The following is a 17233-nucleotide window of genomic DNA, read 5'->3' as shown; positions in this document are numbered from 1 at the left end:
GATAGTAAATGATATTTTAGGAGGGGTATTTTGGGTAAGTTCAAAAAGTTAGGTATCATACTAACATCAACTGCATTTTCTGTCGGTGTACTTTCGCCAATGGCACAAGCTTCAGCAAACGTAAAAGAACCACAAGAGAGAGTTGCAATCCAAGTTGCTTCTACAGAAACAAAGGTTACAAAAAGTGTGCTTATTAAGCAATTGAATACATTATTCCCTAACAAGTTCAAATTTGTATCAGAGAAAGACTTCTCAATGGGGGAAGCACATTACTTTAATGATGATAAAACAATACGCTATAACTTAAACTTCCATAAGACAATCAATGGCAAAGACGTTTATGGTGATTTTACATTTAAAGGCGAAGATTTAGAATTAGAATATTTCCACTATCAACCTGCCAATATGGCGGATGCATTGTATCCAGTGAAGTATTCAGAGGTGGAGGCAAAGAAAATTGCCCAAGACTTCCTAAAGAAATTGCCGAATACTGCGAATTACAAGCTTCGTGAAGACAATTGGTATGGTGATTTTGGTTTTAGTTTTAGTAGACCTTTATCTGAACCAATTACGTATTCATTCGCTTATTCGCCAACACATAATGGTGTACCACTAAATAATGAGTTTATCAATATTACAGTTTTAGCAAATGGTGAAGTTACAAGTATGTATCGTAATACTGAGTCAACTAGTAAGGCAACATTTGATAACTTAGAACAGAAAAAGAATGAATCAGATATACTTGCACAAGTTCGTGAAAATTTATCAGTTGATTTACGTTATATGATTGACACTAACTACCAAACAGGTGAATCTATTGCTAAGCTTGTGTATATGCCGCCAACAAGCTTCACTGGTGTACATGCATTAAATGGGCAGTGGCATACAATGAATGGTTTTACTGCTCAAGTACCAACGGCAAAAGGTGTAGAAAAACTAGCATCGCAACCTCTTGAACCTAGAAAGAAGGACATTACATTAGCAGAAGTTGAAGAGTTAGCTAAGTCTTTCTTAAAAATTGATTCAGACAAAGTGAAGCTACAAATTGAGTCGGTTGATGAAAGAGAAAACGGAAATGGTGAGACAATTTATTCAGTGCATTATATGTATGAATTAGGAAATGGTAGCGGCTATGGCGCATCATTTGAAGTGAACAAGGTAACAGGTGAGATTACAGACTACTGGGATATACGTAGAGATTTCATGGAGACAGATCAGAAAGTAGAACCAATTGCAAAAGATGCTGCGTTAGCAAAAGCGATAGACTACTTAAAAGCGTGGGCTCCGTCCTATCTTCATAACTATTCAAAACCAATAGAAGAAACTATGTATGACAAAGACAGTAAACGATATTACTTCTCCTTCCCACGTATTGTCAATGGCATTGCTGTACTAGGGGATGAAATTTCTGTTGGTATTAGTGCAGATGGGAAATTAAGTTCTTTAAATATTAGTAATCACAAGATTGATAATTGGCCGGCTGTAAACAAAGCTATTCCTGCGGATAAAGCAAAAGAAACGTTCAATAAGGGGCTTAAATTGGAGCTTCAGTATGCAAAACAGGATGGCGAGGATAATCACCATTATGATTTAGTATACTCTCCAGTTTATAATGGAAGCATATTCAATAGTATTGATGCAACAACTGGTAAATGGCTTCAAAATGTTGATGATGCCAAAGAAAAACAAGCTATTTCACATTCAAAAGCTGGAGGAGAATTAACTTATTTACTACACCAAAATGTATTAGAGGTTAAAGACCCAGCAAACTTTAATGCTGATGCAGCTGTAAACAAGGGAGAAGCTTTGAAAATCTTAGTTAAATCATTAACATACGGATATTATGATTTTGGTCCGTATGGAAGAGGCGACGAGAAGCAATCCTTTAATAACATTGACAAAAAGCACCCATTATACGGAATCGTTGAACAAGCTGTAAGCATGGGTATTATACAACCGGCGGATCAATTTGCAGTAGATAAAGAATTGACTCGTCAAGAGCTTGCAGAATGGTTAGTACGTGTACTAAATTTAGAGAAAGCTGCTAAGCATAGTGACATTTACAAATTAAACTTTGCTGATGCAAGTTCAATTAAACAAGAGTACGCAGGTTATATTGCTTTAGTAAGTGCGATGGGCTTAATGGATGGACAGCAAAATAAATTCAATGCTACTGGGAAAGTGACGTATGCAGATTTGGCAATATCTACAGTTCGTCTAGCAAAGGCTATTTATGAGGAAAACGATGGCCGCCATTACTATTATTAATCAGTAATCGATACATGAAGGGGCATCTCCTGATTTTAGGGGATGGCCTTTTTAACTTGTTTGAATGAAGCTAAAATAGCTCTATGTTCATTCTATTTTCTTATAAACATAAATAATCCGGGAATGTCATTTCCATTTGTGGAAAAGTATAATATAATTATGGTAAATAATAATATAGGAGTGATATTTTGGTAAATTTTAAAAAGTTAGGTATTATACTAACATCTACTGCATTTTCAGTTGGTGTACTTTCGCCAATGGCACAAGCTTCAGCAAATGTAAAAGAACCGCAAGAGAGAGTTGCAATACAAGTTGCTTCAACAGAAACAAAAGTAACGAAAAATATGCTTATTAAGCAATTGAATACACTATTCCCAGGCAAGTTCAATTTTGTAACAGAGAAAGATTTTTCAATGGGGCAAGGGCATTACTATAATGATGACAAAACGATACGCTATGATTTAGACTTCCATAAGAGAATCAATGGCAAAGACGTTTTTGGTAATTTTACTTTTAAAGGCGAAGATTTAGAAATAGAAAATTTCTACTACCAACCTGCCAATATATTGGATGCATTGTACCCAGTGAAGTATTCAGAGGTGGAGGCAAAGAAAATTGCCCAAGACTTCCTAAAGAAATTGCCGAATACTGCGAATTATAAGCTTCGTGAAGACAATATTTTTGGTAATTTTGATTTAAGTTTTAGTAGACCTTTAACTGAACCAATTAGGTATTCATTCACTTATTCACCAACACATAATGGTGTACTAATGAGTGATGAGTCTATCAATATTGTAGTTCTAGCGAATGGTGAAGTTACAAGTATGTATCGTAATACTGAGTCAACTAGTAAGGCAACATTTGATAACTTAGAACAGAAAAAGAATGAGTCAGATATACTTGCAAAAGTTCGCGAAAATTTGTCAGTAGATTTACGTTATATGGCTGACTATAATTACCAAACAGGTGAAGCTAGTGCTAAGCTTGTGTATATGCCGTCAACAGGCTTCAATGGTGTACATGCAATAAATGGACAGTGGCGAACAATGAATGGTTTCACTTCTGAAGTACCAAAGGCAAAAGGTGTAGAAAAACTTGCATCACAACCACTTGCGCCTAGAAAGAAGGATATTACAGTAGCAGAAGTTGAAGAGTTAGCTAAATCTCTCTTAAAAGTGGATTCAGACAAAGTAAAGCTACAAATTGAGTCGGTTGATGAAAGAGAAAACGAAAATGGCGAAACAATTTACGATGTAAATTATATGTATTATTCTGGAAATGGAGGCTCGGGCACATCATTTGAAGTGAACAAGGCAACAGGTGAGATTACAAACTACTGGGATATGCGTAGAGATTTCATGGAGACAGATGATAAAGTAGAGCCAATTTCAAAAGATGCTGCATTAGCAAAAGCGATCGACCACTTAAAAGAATGGGCTCCGTCCTATATTCATAATTATTCAAAACCACTAGAAGATGCAACATATGATAAATATTCAAAACAGTATTACTTCTCTTTCCCACGTATTGTCAATGGCATTGCCGTAGTAGGGGATGAAATTTCTGTTGGTATCAGTGCAGATGGGAAATTAAATGCTTTACATGTTAATAATCGTAAAATCGATAATTGGCCGTCTGTAAACAAAGCTATTCCTGCAGATAAAGCAAAAGCAACGTTCAGTGAGGGGTTAAAAGTAGAGCTCCAGTACGCAAAACAGGATGGTGAGGATAATCACCACTATGATTTAGTATACTCTCCAGTTTATAATGGAAGCTTGTTCAATGGTATTGATGCAACAACTGGTAAATGGCTTCAAAATGTTGATGATGCCAAAGAAAAACCAGCTATTTCACATCCGAAAGCTGGAGGAGAATTAACTTATTTACTACACCAAAATGTATTAGAGGTTAAAGACCCTGCAAACTTTAATGCTGATACAGCTGTAACCAAGGGAGAAGCTTTGAAAATCTTAGTTAAATCACTTTCTTACGGATATGATTTCGGTCCGAATGGAAGAGACAACGAAAAGCAATCCTTTAATAATATTGACAAAAAACATCCATTATACAAAGTCGTTGAACAAGCTGTAAGAATGGATATTTTACAACCGGCGAATCAATTTGCAGTAGATAAAGAATTGACTCGTCAAGAGCTTGCAGAATGGTTAGTACGTATACTAAATTTAGAAAGTGTTGCTAAGCATAGTGACATTTACAAATTAAACTTTACTGATGCAAGCTCTATTGACTCAGCGTACGCAGGTTATGTTGCTTTAGTAAGTGCGATGGGCTTAATGGATGGACAGCAAAATAAATTCAATGCTACTGGGAAAGTGACGTATGCAGATTTGGCAATATCTACAGTTCGTCTAGCAAAGGCTGTTTATGAGGAAAACGACGACCGCCGTTACTATTATTAATCAGTAATCGATACATGAAGGGGCATCTCCTGATTTTAGGGGATGCCCTTTTTGTGAGATTACAGTAAAACAAAAGGATTGCCGTCAATTATTATATATGTTATTATTATCTCGAATTAAAGATAAATGAATTCGAAGTAAATGAAAAGAGGGAGTCGTGTGAAGGAAAATAATCGTAATTTAAAAGCTTTTACGGTCTTGTTCCGGGCGTATCAAACGATTCAGGATGCAACAAAGAGAGATTTACTTCAATATGATTTAAATCAAACCGAATTTTCGGTACTTGAGTTTTTATATCACCACGGTGAGCAACCAATTCAAGTAATTGGAAAGAAAATTTTAATTGCAAGCAGTAGTATTACGTATGTTATTGATAAGCTCGAACAAAAAGGTTTTGTGTATCGACGTGCTTGTCCAAAGGATCGTCGTGTCACATATGTTTTATTAACATCTGAAGGACAAGTGTTGATGGAAGAAATATTTCCAAAGCATGAACAAAAAATTAATGAGATTTTTGAAGTATTAGGTCAACAGGAGATGGATACAATGATTCTGTCTTTAAAAAAGGTTGGTTTAAACGCAGTTGAAAAATAAAAAAAATAAAAAAATTTACGTATATATCTCGAAATCGAGATAAATAGGAGGAACAAAAATGAATCATTTAAAAGGAATTCACCACGTTACTGCTATTACAAGTAGTGCAGAAGAGAATTATAAATTCTTTACTTATGTGTTAGGGATGCGATTAGTGAAAAAAACAGTTAATCAGGATGATATCCAAACATATCATTTATTCTTTGCAGATGATAAAGGTAGTGCTGGTACTGATATGACATTTTTCGATTTCCCAAACATCCCAAAAGGTGTGCATGGAACAAATGAAATTTCCAAAACCTCATTCCGCGTGCCTACAGATGCGGCATTGGACTATTGGGTAAAACGTTTTGATCGATTAAATGTTAAACATACAGGTATACAAGAACAGTTTGGTAAGAAAACTTTATCATTCGTTGATTTTGATGATCAGCAATATCAACTTATTTCTGATGAAAACAATACAGGCGTTGCATCTGGCACTCCATGGCAAGATGGACCGATTCCTCTTGAATATGCAATTACAGGCCTGGGTCCGGTTTTTATACGAGTTGCTAACTTTAAATATTTCAAAGAAATGCTAGAAAAAGTGATGCTCTTTACAGAAATTGCAGAGGAAGGGGATTTCCATTTATTTGAGGTTGGTGAAGGCGGAAACGGTGCACAAATCGTTGTAGAGTTTAACGCAGTTTTACCAGTAGCTCGTCAAGGCTTCGGTACAGTACATCATGCGGCATTCCGCGTAGAGGATCGCGCTGTATTAGATGAATGGACAGAACGATTTGAAAGCTTTGGCTTCAATACTTCAGGTTATGTAAACCGTCACTTCTTTGAATCCCTTTATGCGCGAGTTGCACCACAAATTTTATTTGAGCTAGCTACTGATGGCCCAGGATTTATGGGGGATGAGCCTTATGAAACATTAGGTGAAAAATTATCATTGCCACCGTTTTTAGAGCCAAAGCGTGCACAAATTGAAGAGCTTGTTCGTCCTATCGACACTGTAAGAAGTACGATTACGTTCGATAAAGAATATGAGTAATGCATTTCATTCCATTCCATTCAGTAGAGAAACATTAGCTTCTGCTGAATGGATTACATACTCTTAACAGTTAGACGATTTCTAAAAAATGAATGGAGGGCAGTTAGATGGAATTTACAAAGGTAATAGATAAGCGTCGTTCGGCGAATAATTTTATAGAAGGCATCAAGATGAGCGAAGAAGATATACGTCCCATTTTGGAGGATGTTAAACTTGCTCCATCCGCTTTTAATTTACAACATGCCAATTATATCGTTGTCTTAGATGAAGAAAAAAAAGAAAAAGCAAGAGAAGCAGCATATGGGCAATATAAAGTGCACTCATCCTCAGCGGTTATACTTGTTTTAGGAAATAAAGAAGCCTATAAAAATACTGCCAACCTTAGTCAAGGGATGGTAGACTTGGGCATTATTAATGCTTGTGAGTTAGAAAATATTGTCGAAGAAAACACTAAGTTTTATGAAGAACGTGGCGAGGAATTTATGAAGGAAGAAGCCATTCGTAATGCTTCACTTTCAGCTATGTTATTTATGCTAGCGGCTAAAAATCGCGGATGGGATACATGTCCAATGATTGGCTTTGATCAACAACAAATGAGAGCTCTTTTTAATGTCCCAGAAACACATGAAATTGTATTAATGATAACTATAGGTAAGGAAAAAGAAAATAGTCGCCGCTTGCGTGGTTATCGTAAACCAGTTGAGGAATTTGCAACCTATTATTAGGGTGGTATAAAATAGAAGTGCTTTACAAATAATAAATTTAATGCACATTTAGGAGGAAATATTGTGAAAGTAGTAGCAATTGTAGGGAGTATCCGTAAAGAATCTTATAATATGCAATTAGCAAAATTTATTCAAAAACGTTATACAGAGAAAATTGATCTTGAAATATTAAGCTTAAAAGATGTACCAATGTATAATCAAGATATCGAAAATGAAGCCCCACAACCTGTACTTGATTTTAAAGCAAAAGTAAAAGCGGCAGATGCAGTACTATGGTTGACTCCAGAATATAATGGTACAGTGCCAGGTGTTATGGTTAACGCCATCGATTGGTTATCTCGCGTTGATAAAGTAATGATTGGCAAGCCATCATTCATGATGGGGGCATCAATGGGTAACTTAGGTACTGTTAAAGCACAATTACATTTACGAGATATTTTATTCTCACCTGGAGTAAATTCACCATTACTTAGTGGTAATGATGTTTATATTGGCGCAGTACACACTAAATTTGATGCTGAAGGCAATTTAACAGATGAGGGTACTATTAAATTCCTAGATGTAGTTATTGACAACTTCTTAAACTGGATGGAAAAATATATTTAACAATAGAAAAAAATGTCCCATTAGTATGTAAAATACTGATGGGACATTTTTGGGTTTATGATAGAGGTTAATGCTCCGACACCCTGCCGCTAAACTGGCCAGTCAACTGAAGCGAAAGGTAGAACAATCGATGAGATTCGGTAAAAATGCCTAGTTGGAGAGAAATCAACCCACATTTTGGGGATGATCCTTTATTTAATTGGAATTATTTTTAAAACTTTTTGAAGGCGGTATGCAAAAATACCCGCGAATATAGCTAAAATAATATCCTTTGGCAAAGGAGGCATCATCCAAAGCCATGCTAGTTTATAAGTGAAAGCATCAGGAGCACTAGCCCATAGCTTGTAGGCAAAGTACATCCAATTTGTCCCTAGTAAATAATTAATAGCAGTTGCAACTAATGCAGCAACTACATAGCTTTTCTTCGTTCCACTGCGTTCTACAATAAGCCCAGCGACAAATGCAGCTAATATAAAAGAGACAATGAAACCAAAAGTAGGACTTAAAATTTGTCCAAAGCCTCCGCTGAAACGTGCAAATACAGGTGCTCCTGCTAAACCGATGCACATATAAACAGTGCAAGCGAGTGCCCCTTTTCTACTACCGAGAATAAGTCCTGCTAAAATAGCAAAAAATGTTTGCAATGTGATCGGTACTCCACCAACAACCATGAAAGGTACAATGGACGTAATATTAGCGCCTATCATCATCAATGTTGAAAATAGTCCAACGTATGCAATATCTACTGTTTTTAATTTTTGATGTGTATGTTCCACAACCGTTGTCATTATTTCACCCCTAAAAAGTAATGTTGATAATAATAGTGTAAAAAAATAAAGTTTTTGTGTCAACCTGATTATTATTTTTGGTTAACGAAAATACATTCTCTTAACTTGATAAATGATTGTTAGTATAGACTAACTATTAAAATATATGATAGAATTGCCATAATTTTATATTATTCGATGCTAATGGTGTGACATCTTGTACAAGGTGTCACTTAAAAGGGAAATCGGTGCAAATCCGACGCTGTCCCGCAACTGTAACGAGGAGTTCTATGATGATGTAGCCACTGTTCTAGAATGGGAAGGCAATCATAGGCACATTGATTCGAAGCCAGGAGACCTGCCATTTAGTTATTCCTGTAATGCCCACGAGGACGAAAGCGATTACGGACAATAGTAGAAGAAAATCTAACTTTGTTTAATTTCTTTCAGCATGTGTCTAAACACACACTGAAAGACGCATTATGCCGAGGCATAATAAACTCTAGGGTATTTCCATGCGCATTTGCATGGAATACCCTTTTTTCTTTCATTTATCTTCGTTCTGCTAATGTTAGCAAAGCGTCAGCTACAATTTACGGCAAGGTGAAATTGATGTTTAATGATTAGGAGTTAATAAACAGATGAATAGAAAATTTATGCTACTTTCAATGACCCTTCTTCTAGTACTTATAATTTCAATGACAATTGCGATTATGGTTGGATCGGTCTCCGTTTCACCACTTTATGTATGGAAGGTTATCCTTTCTAAAATTCCAATTATACAAAGTTCAATCGAACAAGATTGGAGCCGCTCTCAGGAAATTATCATTTGGCAAATAAGGGCTCCACGTGTATTACTTGCTGCTATCGTTGGAGCAGGCTTGGCAATTGCAGGAGCAGCCATTCAGGCACTCGTTCGTAATTCAATTGCAGAACCATATATTTTAGGAATTTCTTCCGGCGCGACGGTTGGTGCCACAGCTGTCATCATTTTAGGTGCCTTTTCATTTCTAGGCGTTTATGCTCTTTCCGTATCTGCCTTTTTAGGTTCTCTCACAGCAATGGGGTTAGTTTTCTTCTTATCACATGTTGGCGGTAGGGTGTCTGTCTTTCGACTTTTACTTTCAGGGATGGCGGTGTCATTTATTTTATCTGCCATTTCAAATTTTATATTAATGCTGTCGAAGCAAGAGGGGGGAATGAAGGCAGTCATGTTTTGGATGCTAGGAAGCCTAGCAGGTGCGAAATGGAGTATTCTTGTAATTCCTACAGTCATTTTTATTGTAGTATTTGCCTTGTTATGGCTCCACTATCGCAGCTTAAATTTATTACTTCTTGGAGAAGAAGCTGCAGTTACATTAGGGGTTAACTTACAACAATTCCGAGTACAGCTTATTTTATTAGTATCATTATTAACGGGTGTACTTGTTGCTGTAAGTGGCTCAATCGGATTTGTTGGCTTAATCATTCCACATATTGTACGGCTAATTGTAGGTTCAAATCATAAATATGTTATACCGATTAGCGCATTATTAGGAGGGATTTTCTTAGTTTGGGCAGATGCACTTGCTCGAACGTTAATTGCTCCTGAGGAAATGCCGATTGGAATTATCACGGCTTTTTGCGGGGGTCCATTTTTCATCTGGCTGCTACGTCGTAACAATTATTCTTTCGGTGAAGGAGATTAAAACATATGACATTAGAAGCGAAACAAGTATCATTCTCCATTTCTGATGAACGCATATTACATGAAGTAAGTGTTCAAATAAAGAACAGGCAATTTGTTGGGCTAATTGGTCCTAATGGTAGTGGGAAGTCAACGCTATTAAAGAATATGTATCGTTTATTAAAACCAGAAAGTGGAACAGTATTATTAAATGAACAGAATATTTTAAAGCAATCGAGCAAAAGCATAGCTAAAAATTTAGCAGTTGTGAGTCAAGAAACACCGGTCTTATTCGATTTTACAGTGCATGATTTAGTGAGTATGGGGAGAACTCCCCATAAAAAACTATTGGAGCTTGATCAAGAACAAGATTTTCAAATCGTAAAGGATGCACTGAAGCAAACAGGTATCGCTCATTTAGAAAAACGTAGCTATAGCTCTCTTTCGGGTGGCGAAAAAAAGCGGGTGATGGTTGCCCGTGCCCTTGCTCAGCAAGCACAAGTGCTTATTTTAGATGAGCCAACAAATCATCTAGATATTCAACATCAATTGCAGCTTATGGATCTAATCCAAACCTTACATTTAACAGTTGTTGCTGCAATCCACGATTTAAACATTGCAGCTATGTATTGCGATCAAATTTATGTTTTACAGCAAGGTCGAATTGTTTGTTTTGGCACACCAGAAGAAGTACTTACACCGGAATTATTACAAGATGTATTTGGTGTTTATGCCGATATTCAAACACATCCACTTACAGGTAAACCTTATTTAATGTATATCCCAGAGCAATTCACGAAGGAAGCTTTATGTCAAAAAAATTAAGGATGTAATTATGGTTTTTGGCAAAGCGAGGGGTTGATTTCCGTTCCGACTGGGCGCTTTGTTGCTGACGCTTCGCTTTCGCACAGAGCAAAGCTTCCTGGGGGCGTCCGATGAGCCGCTTCACTCGCTTTACTCGCTCCAGGGTCTCGGGCCAACACGATGTTGGTCACGAAGGCGTTATCACAGGATGTGATGCTTTTAGCCTTCGTTCCTCTATTGCTGATCCCCAAGGAGTCGCCCAGTCTCCACTCCAATCAACCACTTCATATAGTACATATCTTCTGGCCTGTCACTCTAATTAATAGTGATGAAATCCTCTAGATACACTATTTACATAGTTATAAAATAAAGTTTCAACGAAAAAGTTTATTTCAAAAGGCTTATTCATAGTATTAAAGAATTGAAGTCAAATTAAGATACTGCTTTTAAGCCCGCCACACCAATGACAATGGCGATGATACTAATAATTCGAGTCAGGTTTTTAGATTCACCGAAGAATATAATATTTACGAGTACAGCGCCAACTGTACCAATCCCAACCCAAACTACATAGGCGATGCTTAATTGTAAAAAGTTAAAGGAAGCATATAGAAGTGCAAAGGACATCCCAAAGCCTCCTACATATATTAATAAATTACGTATAGTTTTGTTTTGACTATAAAAGCGTAAACCTACAACACCGATAATCTCTGAAATTGCGGCTAATAAAACAAGTAACCAACCCATTATGCATTAGCTCCTTTCTTTTCATCAATATCTTTTGAAGGATTATCAGCTAAATTAAGACCAATAACACCCAATACTAAAATAAAAATGAAAATACCTTTAATAGCATTAAACTCGCCATCAAAAATAAAAATGTCCATTAATGTAGTACCAATTGTACCGACCCCTGCAAAAGTCGCATAAACTGTGCCTGTAGGTAGGTTTTCACAAGCCTTTGATAAGAAGTGAAAATCCAACGCAATTAGGGACACAATAATAATCCAATGCCACCAAGCGCTAGCAACATTAAAACCAAATATCCAAAACAATTCAAACAAACTAGTTAATCCAACATAAATCCAATCTTTTTTCATCGTTAAATTCCTTTCATTTATCCGCGATTATGACTGACATTCAGTCATTTTTAGTGTAAAAGAGAACGTCACTTAGGCGTGACGTAAACCGAGTGCATGATGTAAAAAGTCGAGGAGCTCAAGCTTTTGAAGTCTAATTGTTTCTTCTTCACTGTCATCATACAAATAAATTTGTTCAGCAGCAGATTCTACTAGACCGATGATAAGTTTAGAAGAACGTGTAGTGTTTAGAGATTCGCGTATTGTTCCTACTTGTTGAGCTTCGTATAAAAAATTATTCATCCATTCGTAATAGGGAGCATATATATTTTCCCATTCTTTCATATGCTCAGTTTGTGTAATACCGGCATAGATAAGTGCAAATACATCTCGATATTCCTCTGTTAGAGAAAAAACAATATCTACTAATTTTTCAAGCTGCTTTGCAAAAGGCTCCTGTATTGAAATACCATCGTTTATAGCAGCAATAATTTTCTCAACCATAACTTTAGCAATGGCTGGCATAACTGAAAGCCGTGATGGAAAATAAAGATAAAATGTCCCTTGCGCAATACCTGCAGCTTTTACGATATCTGAAACCTTAGTCTTTTCAATTCCTTTTTCACGAAAAACTTCAATTGCAGCTTGAATAATTTTCTCTTCTTTTGACATGGAATCCCTCGCTTTTAGCCTGCTTATTTATTATGTTACAAAATAGCTGAAATAAAGTCAATGAATAATGACTGACAATCAGTCATTGTTTTTGTGTATATATGTTTCTTATTTAGGGAACTTTATTCGTGAAAGGATTTGATGAAAATGGAAGAGATAAAGATTGCGCAACTAGATCAGCAACAGCTTGAAAGAATTAATGAGCTAGAAAAGAACATTGGAGTGACCTTAGTAGCTTATGATTCTTCAACAATGCCATCACAGGGCTCGGGTGCCTTTGAGTCAAATAATAGTACTCTCAGCAATCATTAATTAAGAATAAAATGCCTTGCAGCAATGTGAGGTTTTTTTATTTCATGTAAAGAGCGTATAGGGGGTTACAATGATGCAGGATTTCTATGCAGATTTACATATTCATATTGGGCGTACTTTAAGTGGACATGCTGTTAAAATTACTGGCAGTAAAACGTTAACATTAGCAAGAATTTTAGAGACTTCAAGCGCAAGAAAGGGTCTAGAGATTATTGGGATTATTGATTGTCATTCACCAGAAGTAATGGATGAAATGGCAAAGATGATAGAACAGGGCGAATTGAAGGAGCTGGAACAGGGAGGGCTTCGTTTTCAAGAAACTACACTTATTCCAGGTTGTGAAATTGAGATTTATGATCAACATTGCCTTGGACCAATCCATGTGCTTGCCTATTTTCCAACACTTTCGCTCATGAAGGAATTTTCAAATTGGATGTCTAATCATATGAAAAATATCCATTTAAGCTCGCAGCGAATTTATTGTGATGGGCGAACATTGCAGCAAAAGGTTCATGAATTAGGTGGGCTTTTTATTCCTGCCCATGTTTTTACACCATTTAAAAGTTTGTTCGGTAAAGGTGTGCATCGTAGTTTAACAGAAGTTTTTGACCCTCAGCTTATTGATGCGATAGAGCTTGGTTTAAGCTCCGATACTGATATGGTGAGTAACATTAGAGAGCTGCAGGCATATACATTTGTCAGCAATTCTGATGCACATTCACTTGGGAAAATTGCACGTGAGTATCAAAAATTGAGACTGTCTAATGCAAATTTCACAGAATTAAAGATGGCGCTTCATGAGCAACAAGGTCGAGCAGTAACAGCCAATTATGGCTTAAATCCTTTGCTTGGTAAATATCATCAAACCGCCTGTGCAAAATGTGGTGGGCGGCTTAGCAATTCGGCAACAATTTGTACAAACTGTGGAAGCACGCAAATTATAAAAGGGGTTGCAACACGTATAAAGGAGCTTTCAGAGCAAGTGACTGATAAACGTGCACGACCACCATATATTCACCAAGTACCACTAGACTTTATTCCAGGATTAGGGCCGAAAATGATGGAACGATTACTACAAGCATTTGGTACAGAGATGAATATTTTGCATAGAGTTACGCTAGAACAACTCGAACAAATCGTGCCACATAAAATTGCCAAGATGATTGATTTAGCAAGAACAGGGCAATTGGCAATCGAAGTTGGTCGTGGCGGTATTTATGGGAAGGTTCAGCTGGAATAAAAAAATAATTGCTCGTATTTATCCCATTTCTATCCTCCTTATATTAAAATGGTAATTAGTAAAAATTGGAGGAGTGAGTGTGTGCAATTATCAAAGAAATTTCGGTTTTTAGCGGCTAGCGTTCTGGCATGTCAATTAGTAGTACCAATAGGTGCAAATGCTGAGGAACAAAGAGACTACATAGCGCCAAGCTGGATAGCTCAAGCAGATTATGTAGCATTGGGTGATTCCTTAGCACATGGTATGAATGAGGTTGGAATAATCGGGTTAGGTTACACAGATTTTGTTGCACAAACTTTACAGCAAGATGGTTTCATCACTTCTTATAATAAGGGATTTGCCTATTCAGGTTATACAACGAAAGATGTACTAAATGATATACAAAATAATGTGGAAAAGTCAGTGGTAGGATTCGGCTATCAAAGTGAGAAGGTAAAGGTTCGCACATCTATTAAAGAGGCTGAAATTATTACTCTAACCGTTGGTGCCAATGATTTAATACCTATTTTAAAAGAGTCTCAGACAACTGGCATTAATACAGCAATGATGCTAAAAACTTCCCAAGGGGCAATAAAAAATATTGCTGCTATTTTAGAAGAAATTAAGAAGCTTAATCAGAGCGCTCAAATTTATGTGATGGGTTATTATAATTCTTTTCCTTACTATGGTGAGGATGTACAGCAAAAATTTAAAATGCTATTAAAAGTTATGAATGCAACGATACAAACAACTGCTGAAAAAGCGGGTGCCGTTTTTGTACCGACATATGATATTGTAGAAAAAGATGTACCAAGCTATTTACCTAATCCGGAAAATATTCATTTAAGTGAAGCGGGCTATTTAGCAGTAGCGAACGAAGCGTTTTTACCAGCGATTAAAGCAAGTACGTTATGGGATGTATCAAAAACGATCGAAGCAAATATGAAAGATAGTACAACTGTTAAAATAAACTGGCTGGAAGCGACGGATAATGTAGGTGTCACTAGTTACAACGTATATGTAAATGGTAAGCTATCATTTACACAAGATGCTAAAACAAACGCTGTAACTTTGGATAATTTAATAGCGAATACAGCATATACGGTAGCTGTTAAAGCGGTTGATGCGGCTGGTAATGAAAGTGTTCAAAGTCCAACAGTTACTTTTAATACTGGAAGAACTTTAAGCTTTACCGATATAGAAAAGCATTGGGCAAAGGAGTTTATATTAAAGGCAGCTGAAGCGGGTATTATGAACGGTTATCCAGATGGTACGTTTAAACCTGAGCAAAGTGTTACTCGTGCACAGGCCGCTTCAATGCTTGTTAGAAGTCTCGGTTTAACGACGAAAGAAAAGGCACCATTTACAGACATTGTAAGCTATGATGTCGGAACTCAGTCAGAAATTGCAGCAGCTTATGCATATGGGCTAATTAAGGGGACGAATGGGACGTTTAACCCTGGGCTGCCAGTTACTCGCGCTCAACTAGCAGTAATGATTAATCGTGCTTACGATTATCAGCAAAAGCAACCTTATGCTGTGAAAGGGAAAGCTCCATTCTCTGATATTGCCTCTTACGATGAAGAAACAAAACATGCAATAACTATGTTGTATGAACAAGGTATTATTATAGGTAGTGAAGGGGGATTTTCACCCGAGGCTCCTACAAAACGAGGCCATGCAGCGAAAATATTTATAAAATTTAATAGTCTATTAAAGAAATGAAATCATTAAAGGTAGAGGTTGTGAATAGTAACCTCTACCTTTAGGCGTTTGCATATGTTATTTTTATTGCGATGGATATCTAGTACAGTTGAGGCACTGATTATGCCAATTTAGAATTGTAATAATGCTGAAGTGAAAATAGATCAAAAGGAGAATGGGATGCTGTCATTTATTTTATCTGCGAAAAGATTGTTAGTAGGCATGTGGAAGTCATTCAAGCGTCCACAGTTTCTATCTTTGTTCACAACATTATTTTTTATTGTTCTTTCAGGGACAATGTTTTATAAAGGGACGGAAGGCTGGCATTGGATTGATGCCATGTATTTTGCAGTAGTGAGCTTAATTCCAACAGGTGTTGAGACGGGACTGTATCCTACTAGTGATTTTTCAAAGATATTTACGATGATTTATTTAATCGTTGGAACAGGTATCATGTTTATTACGCTATTAATGCTCGGCCGATCAATAGTCGATTTTACAATTGAGGAAGAAAAGAAAGAACAAGTAAAAAAACGTCTGAAAAAATAACAAAGCAGTTCAATAAATCTATAAGATTTACTGAACTGCTATTCTTTACTTATTTACGATAATCTAGCAATGATGCCTTCTTCATCGTCTAAGACTAATTCGATTCCTGTTGAAAATGGATCACCATGTAGGACATCTTTAATCCATACACGTAGTGCGCCAATCATTGCTGATGTATTGAACACCTCGACTTGACCATTCGTTTCAACTTCTGCACCGAAACCTGCGTCATCATCGTATGTTAGTTCTACAAGTACATCCTCAGGGCGAATGTTTTTATAGTAAGCCTGAGATAAGCAAATTGCATTAATAATATCTTGCTCATTAATTATTTGTGCCATTGTGCTTCCTCTTTACGCTTTTTATCTTTAAACATATTAACAATTTTTACAACTAGCATTATGATAACCATGATGGCTGCAACGTTAATTAATAAGCCTAAAATATTACCAAGCATACCCATACCACTGAAAAGACTTCCGAATAATAAGCCAGCTAAGCCACCAAGCATTAAGCCTTTCATAAGACCGCCTGAGAAGAAGCCGCCTTTCTTAGCTGTTGAATCCGTTTTGTTTGTGCTTTTATTTGTTGTTGCATTATTTTGATCTTTAGATTTATCCTGAGATTTTTGGATATTTGAGCTATTATTATTGTTTGAGAAGCCTTTTTTACCTGACTTATAGGATTTAGCTTCTGCAGTTGGTGTATCTGAGATGAACAATGTTGCACCTACAGATGCAAACATAAGTGTCGCTGCAAAAAGAGCGGCAAGAATTTTTTTCATTACTTACATTCCTCCAATATAA

Annotated in this window: 18 protein-coding genes and 1 riboswitch; of the genes, 12 read left to right on the top strand and 6 right to left on the bottom strand. The window is 36.5% G+C overall.

Annotation, left to right across the window (positions count from 1 at the left end; all coding sequences use genetic code 11):
• Nucleotides 1-30 precede the first annotated feature (30 nt).
• The 6 genes from ACQKMI_RS22625 to ACQKMI_RS22600 all read left to right on the top strand — a co-directional run bounded on the left by ACQKMI_RS22625 (nt 31) and on the right by ACQKMI_RS22600 (nt 7655).
• Nucleotides 31-2268 (top strand): YcdB/YcdC domain-containing protein, encoded by a 2238-nt coding sequence (locus ACQKMI_RS22625; RefSeq protein WP_427492599.1) that lies wholly within the window; start codon nt 31-33, stop codon nt 2266-2268.
• A 188-nt stretch (nt 2269-2456) separates the two neighbouring features.
• Entirely contained in the window at nt 2457-4688 is a 2232-nt protein-coding gene (locus ACQKMI_RS22620; RefSeq protein ID WP_427492597.1) for a YcdB/YcdC domain-containing protein, read from the top strand.
• Nucleotides 4689-4847: 159 nt separating this feature from the next.
• The gene (locus ACQKMI_RS22615) at nt 4848-5282 is read left to right on the top strand and encodes a MarR family winged helix-turn-helix transcriptional regulator (protein ID WP_427492595.1); all 435 of its coding nucleotides are present in this window, start codon (nt 4848-4850) and stop codon (nt 5280-5282) included.
• Between the two features lie 58 nt (nt 5283-5340).
• Entirely contained in the window at nt 5341-6324 is a 984-nt protein-coding gene (locus ACQKMI_RS22610; RefSeq protein ID WP_427492593.1) for a ring-cleaving dioxygenase, read from the top strand.
• A gap of 107 nt (nt 6325-6431) precedes the next feature.
• On the top strand, nt 6432-7049 hold the full coding sequence (locus tag ACQKMI_RS22605) for a nitroreductase family protein (RefSeq protein ID WP_427492591.1): 618 nt from the start codon (nt 6432-6434) through the stop codon (nt 7047-7049).
• 63 nt (nt 7050-7112) lie between these two features.
• Nucleotides 7113-7655, top strand: a complete 543-nt coding sequence (locus ACQKMI_RS22600) for an NADPH-dependent FMN reductase (RefSeq protein ID WP_427492589.1) — start codon at nt 7113-7115, stop codon at nt 7653-7655.
• Between the two features lie 191 nt (nt 7656-7846).
• Here the strand turns inward: ACQKMI_RS22600 and ACQKMI_RS22595 are convergent, their stop codons facing one another.
• A complete protein-coding gene (locus tag ACQKMI_RS22595) occupies nt 7847-8443 on the bottom strand; it encodes a biotin transporter BioY (protein WP_427492587.1) in 597 nt (198 codons plus the stop codon).
• A 167-nt stretch (nt 8444-8610) separates the two neighbouring features.
• Nucleotides 8611-8802, top strand: a riboswitch (cobalamin riboswitch).
• 261 nt (nt 8803-9063) lie between these two features.
• Here ACQKMI_RS22595 and ACQKMI_RS22590 point away from each other — a divergent pair.
• A complete protein-coding gene (locus ACQKMI_RS22590; RefSeq protein ID WP_427492585.1) occupies nt 9064-10110 on the top strand; it encodes a FecCD family ABC transporter permease in 1047 nt (348 codons plus the stop codon).
• 5 nt (nt 10111-10115) lie between these two features.
• Nucleotides 10116-10913: a heme ABC transporter ATP-binding protein gene (locus ACQKMI_RS22585; protein WP_427492583.1), complete on the top strand. Its 798-nt coding sequence runs from the start codon at nt 10116-10118 to the stop codon at nt 10911-10913.
• Between the two features lie 411 nt (nt 10914-11324).
• On the opposite strand, the gene ACQKMI_RS22580 is transcribed toward ACQKMI_RS22585, so the two are convergent.
• The 3 genes from ACQKMI_RS22580 to ACQKMI_RS22570 form a co-directional block, all read right to left on the bottom strand.
• On the bottom strand, nt 11325-11639 hold the full coding sequence (locus tag ACQKMI_RS22580; protein WP_427492581.1) for a DMT family transporter: 315 nt from the start codon (nt 11637-11639) through the stop codon (nt 11325-11327).
• The gene (locus ACQKMI_RS22575) at nt 11639-11992 is read right to left on the bottom strand and encodes a DMT family transporter (protein WP_427492579.1); all 354 of its coding nucleotides are present in this window, start codon (nt 11990-11992) and stop codon (nt 11639-11641) included. Before ACQKMI_RS22575 ends, ACQKMI_RS22580 begins: the two co-directional genes overlap by 1 nt.
• A 72-nt stretch (nt 11993-12064) precedes the next feature.
• Entirely contained in the window at nt 12065-12643 is a 579-nt protein-coding gene (locus ACQKMI_RS22570; RefSeq protein ID WP_427492577.1) for a TetR family transcriptional regulator, read from the bottom strand.
• Between the two features lie 147 nt (nt 12644-12790).
• On the opposite strand from ACQKMI_RS22570, the gene ACQKMI_RS22565 reads away from it, so the two are divergent.
• From ACQKMI_RS22565 to ACQKMI_RS22550, 4 genes are all read left to right on the top strand, one after another.
• Nucleotides 12791-12955, top strand: a complete 165-nt coding sequence (locus ACQKMI_RS22565; RefSeq protein WP_323651124.1) for a hypothetical protein — start codon at nt 12791-12793, stop codon at nt 12953-12955.
• 73 nt (nt 12956-13028) lie between these two features.
• Complete coding sequence (locus ACQKMI_RS22560; protein ID WP_427492575.1) at nt 13029-14195, top strand: endonuclease Q family protein; 1167 nt, start codon at nt 13029-13031, stop codon at nt 14193-14195.
• Between the two features lie 81 nt (nt 14196-14276).
• Nucleotides 14277-15899: an S-layer homology domain-containing protein gene (locus ACQKMI_RS22555; protein ID WP_427492573.1), complete on the top strand. Its 1623-nt coding sequence runs from the start codon at nt 14277-14279 to the stop codon at nt 15897-15899.
• 159 nt (nt 15900-16058) lie between these two features.
• Nucleotides 16059-16427: an ion channel gene (locus ACQKMI_RS22550; protein WP_427492571.1), complete on the top strand. Its 369-nt coding sequence runs from the start codon at nt 16059-16061 to the stop codon at nt 16425-16427.
• A gap of 53 nt (nt 16428-16480) precedes the next feature.
• On the opposite strand, the gene ACQKMI_RS22545 is transcribed toward ACQKMI_RS22550, so the two are convergent.
• Both ACQKMI_RS22545 and ACQKMI_RS22540 read right to left on the bottom strand, forming a co-directional pair.
• On the bottom strand, nt 16481-16768 hold the full coding sequence (locus ACQKMI_RS22545; protein ID WP_427492569.1) for a DUF2653 family protein: 288 nt from the start codon (nt 16766-16768) through the stop codon (nt 16481-16483).
• Entirely contained in the window at nt 16756-17211 is a 456-nt protein-coding gene (locus tag ACQKMI_RS22540; protein WP_427492567.1) for a hypothetical protein, read from the bottom strand. Before ACQKMI_RS22540 ends, ACQKMI_RS22545 begins: the two co-directional genes overlap by 13 nt.
• Nucleotides 17212-17233: the final 22 nt, after the last annotated feature.

Origin of the sequence: Lysinibacillus sp. NPDC097214 (assembly GCF_050277945.1) — a bacterium.
Lineage (GTDB): Bacteria > Bacillota > Bacilli > Bacillales_A > Planococcaceae > Lysinibacillus > Lysinibacillus xylanilyticus_B.
Note: the sequence above shows the minus strand (reverse complement) of the source record. Positions and strands in the feature narration are given on the sequence as shown.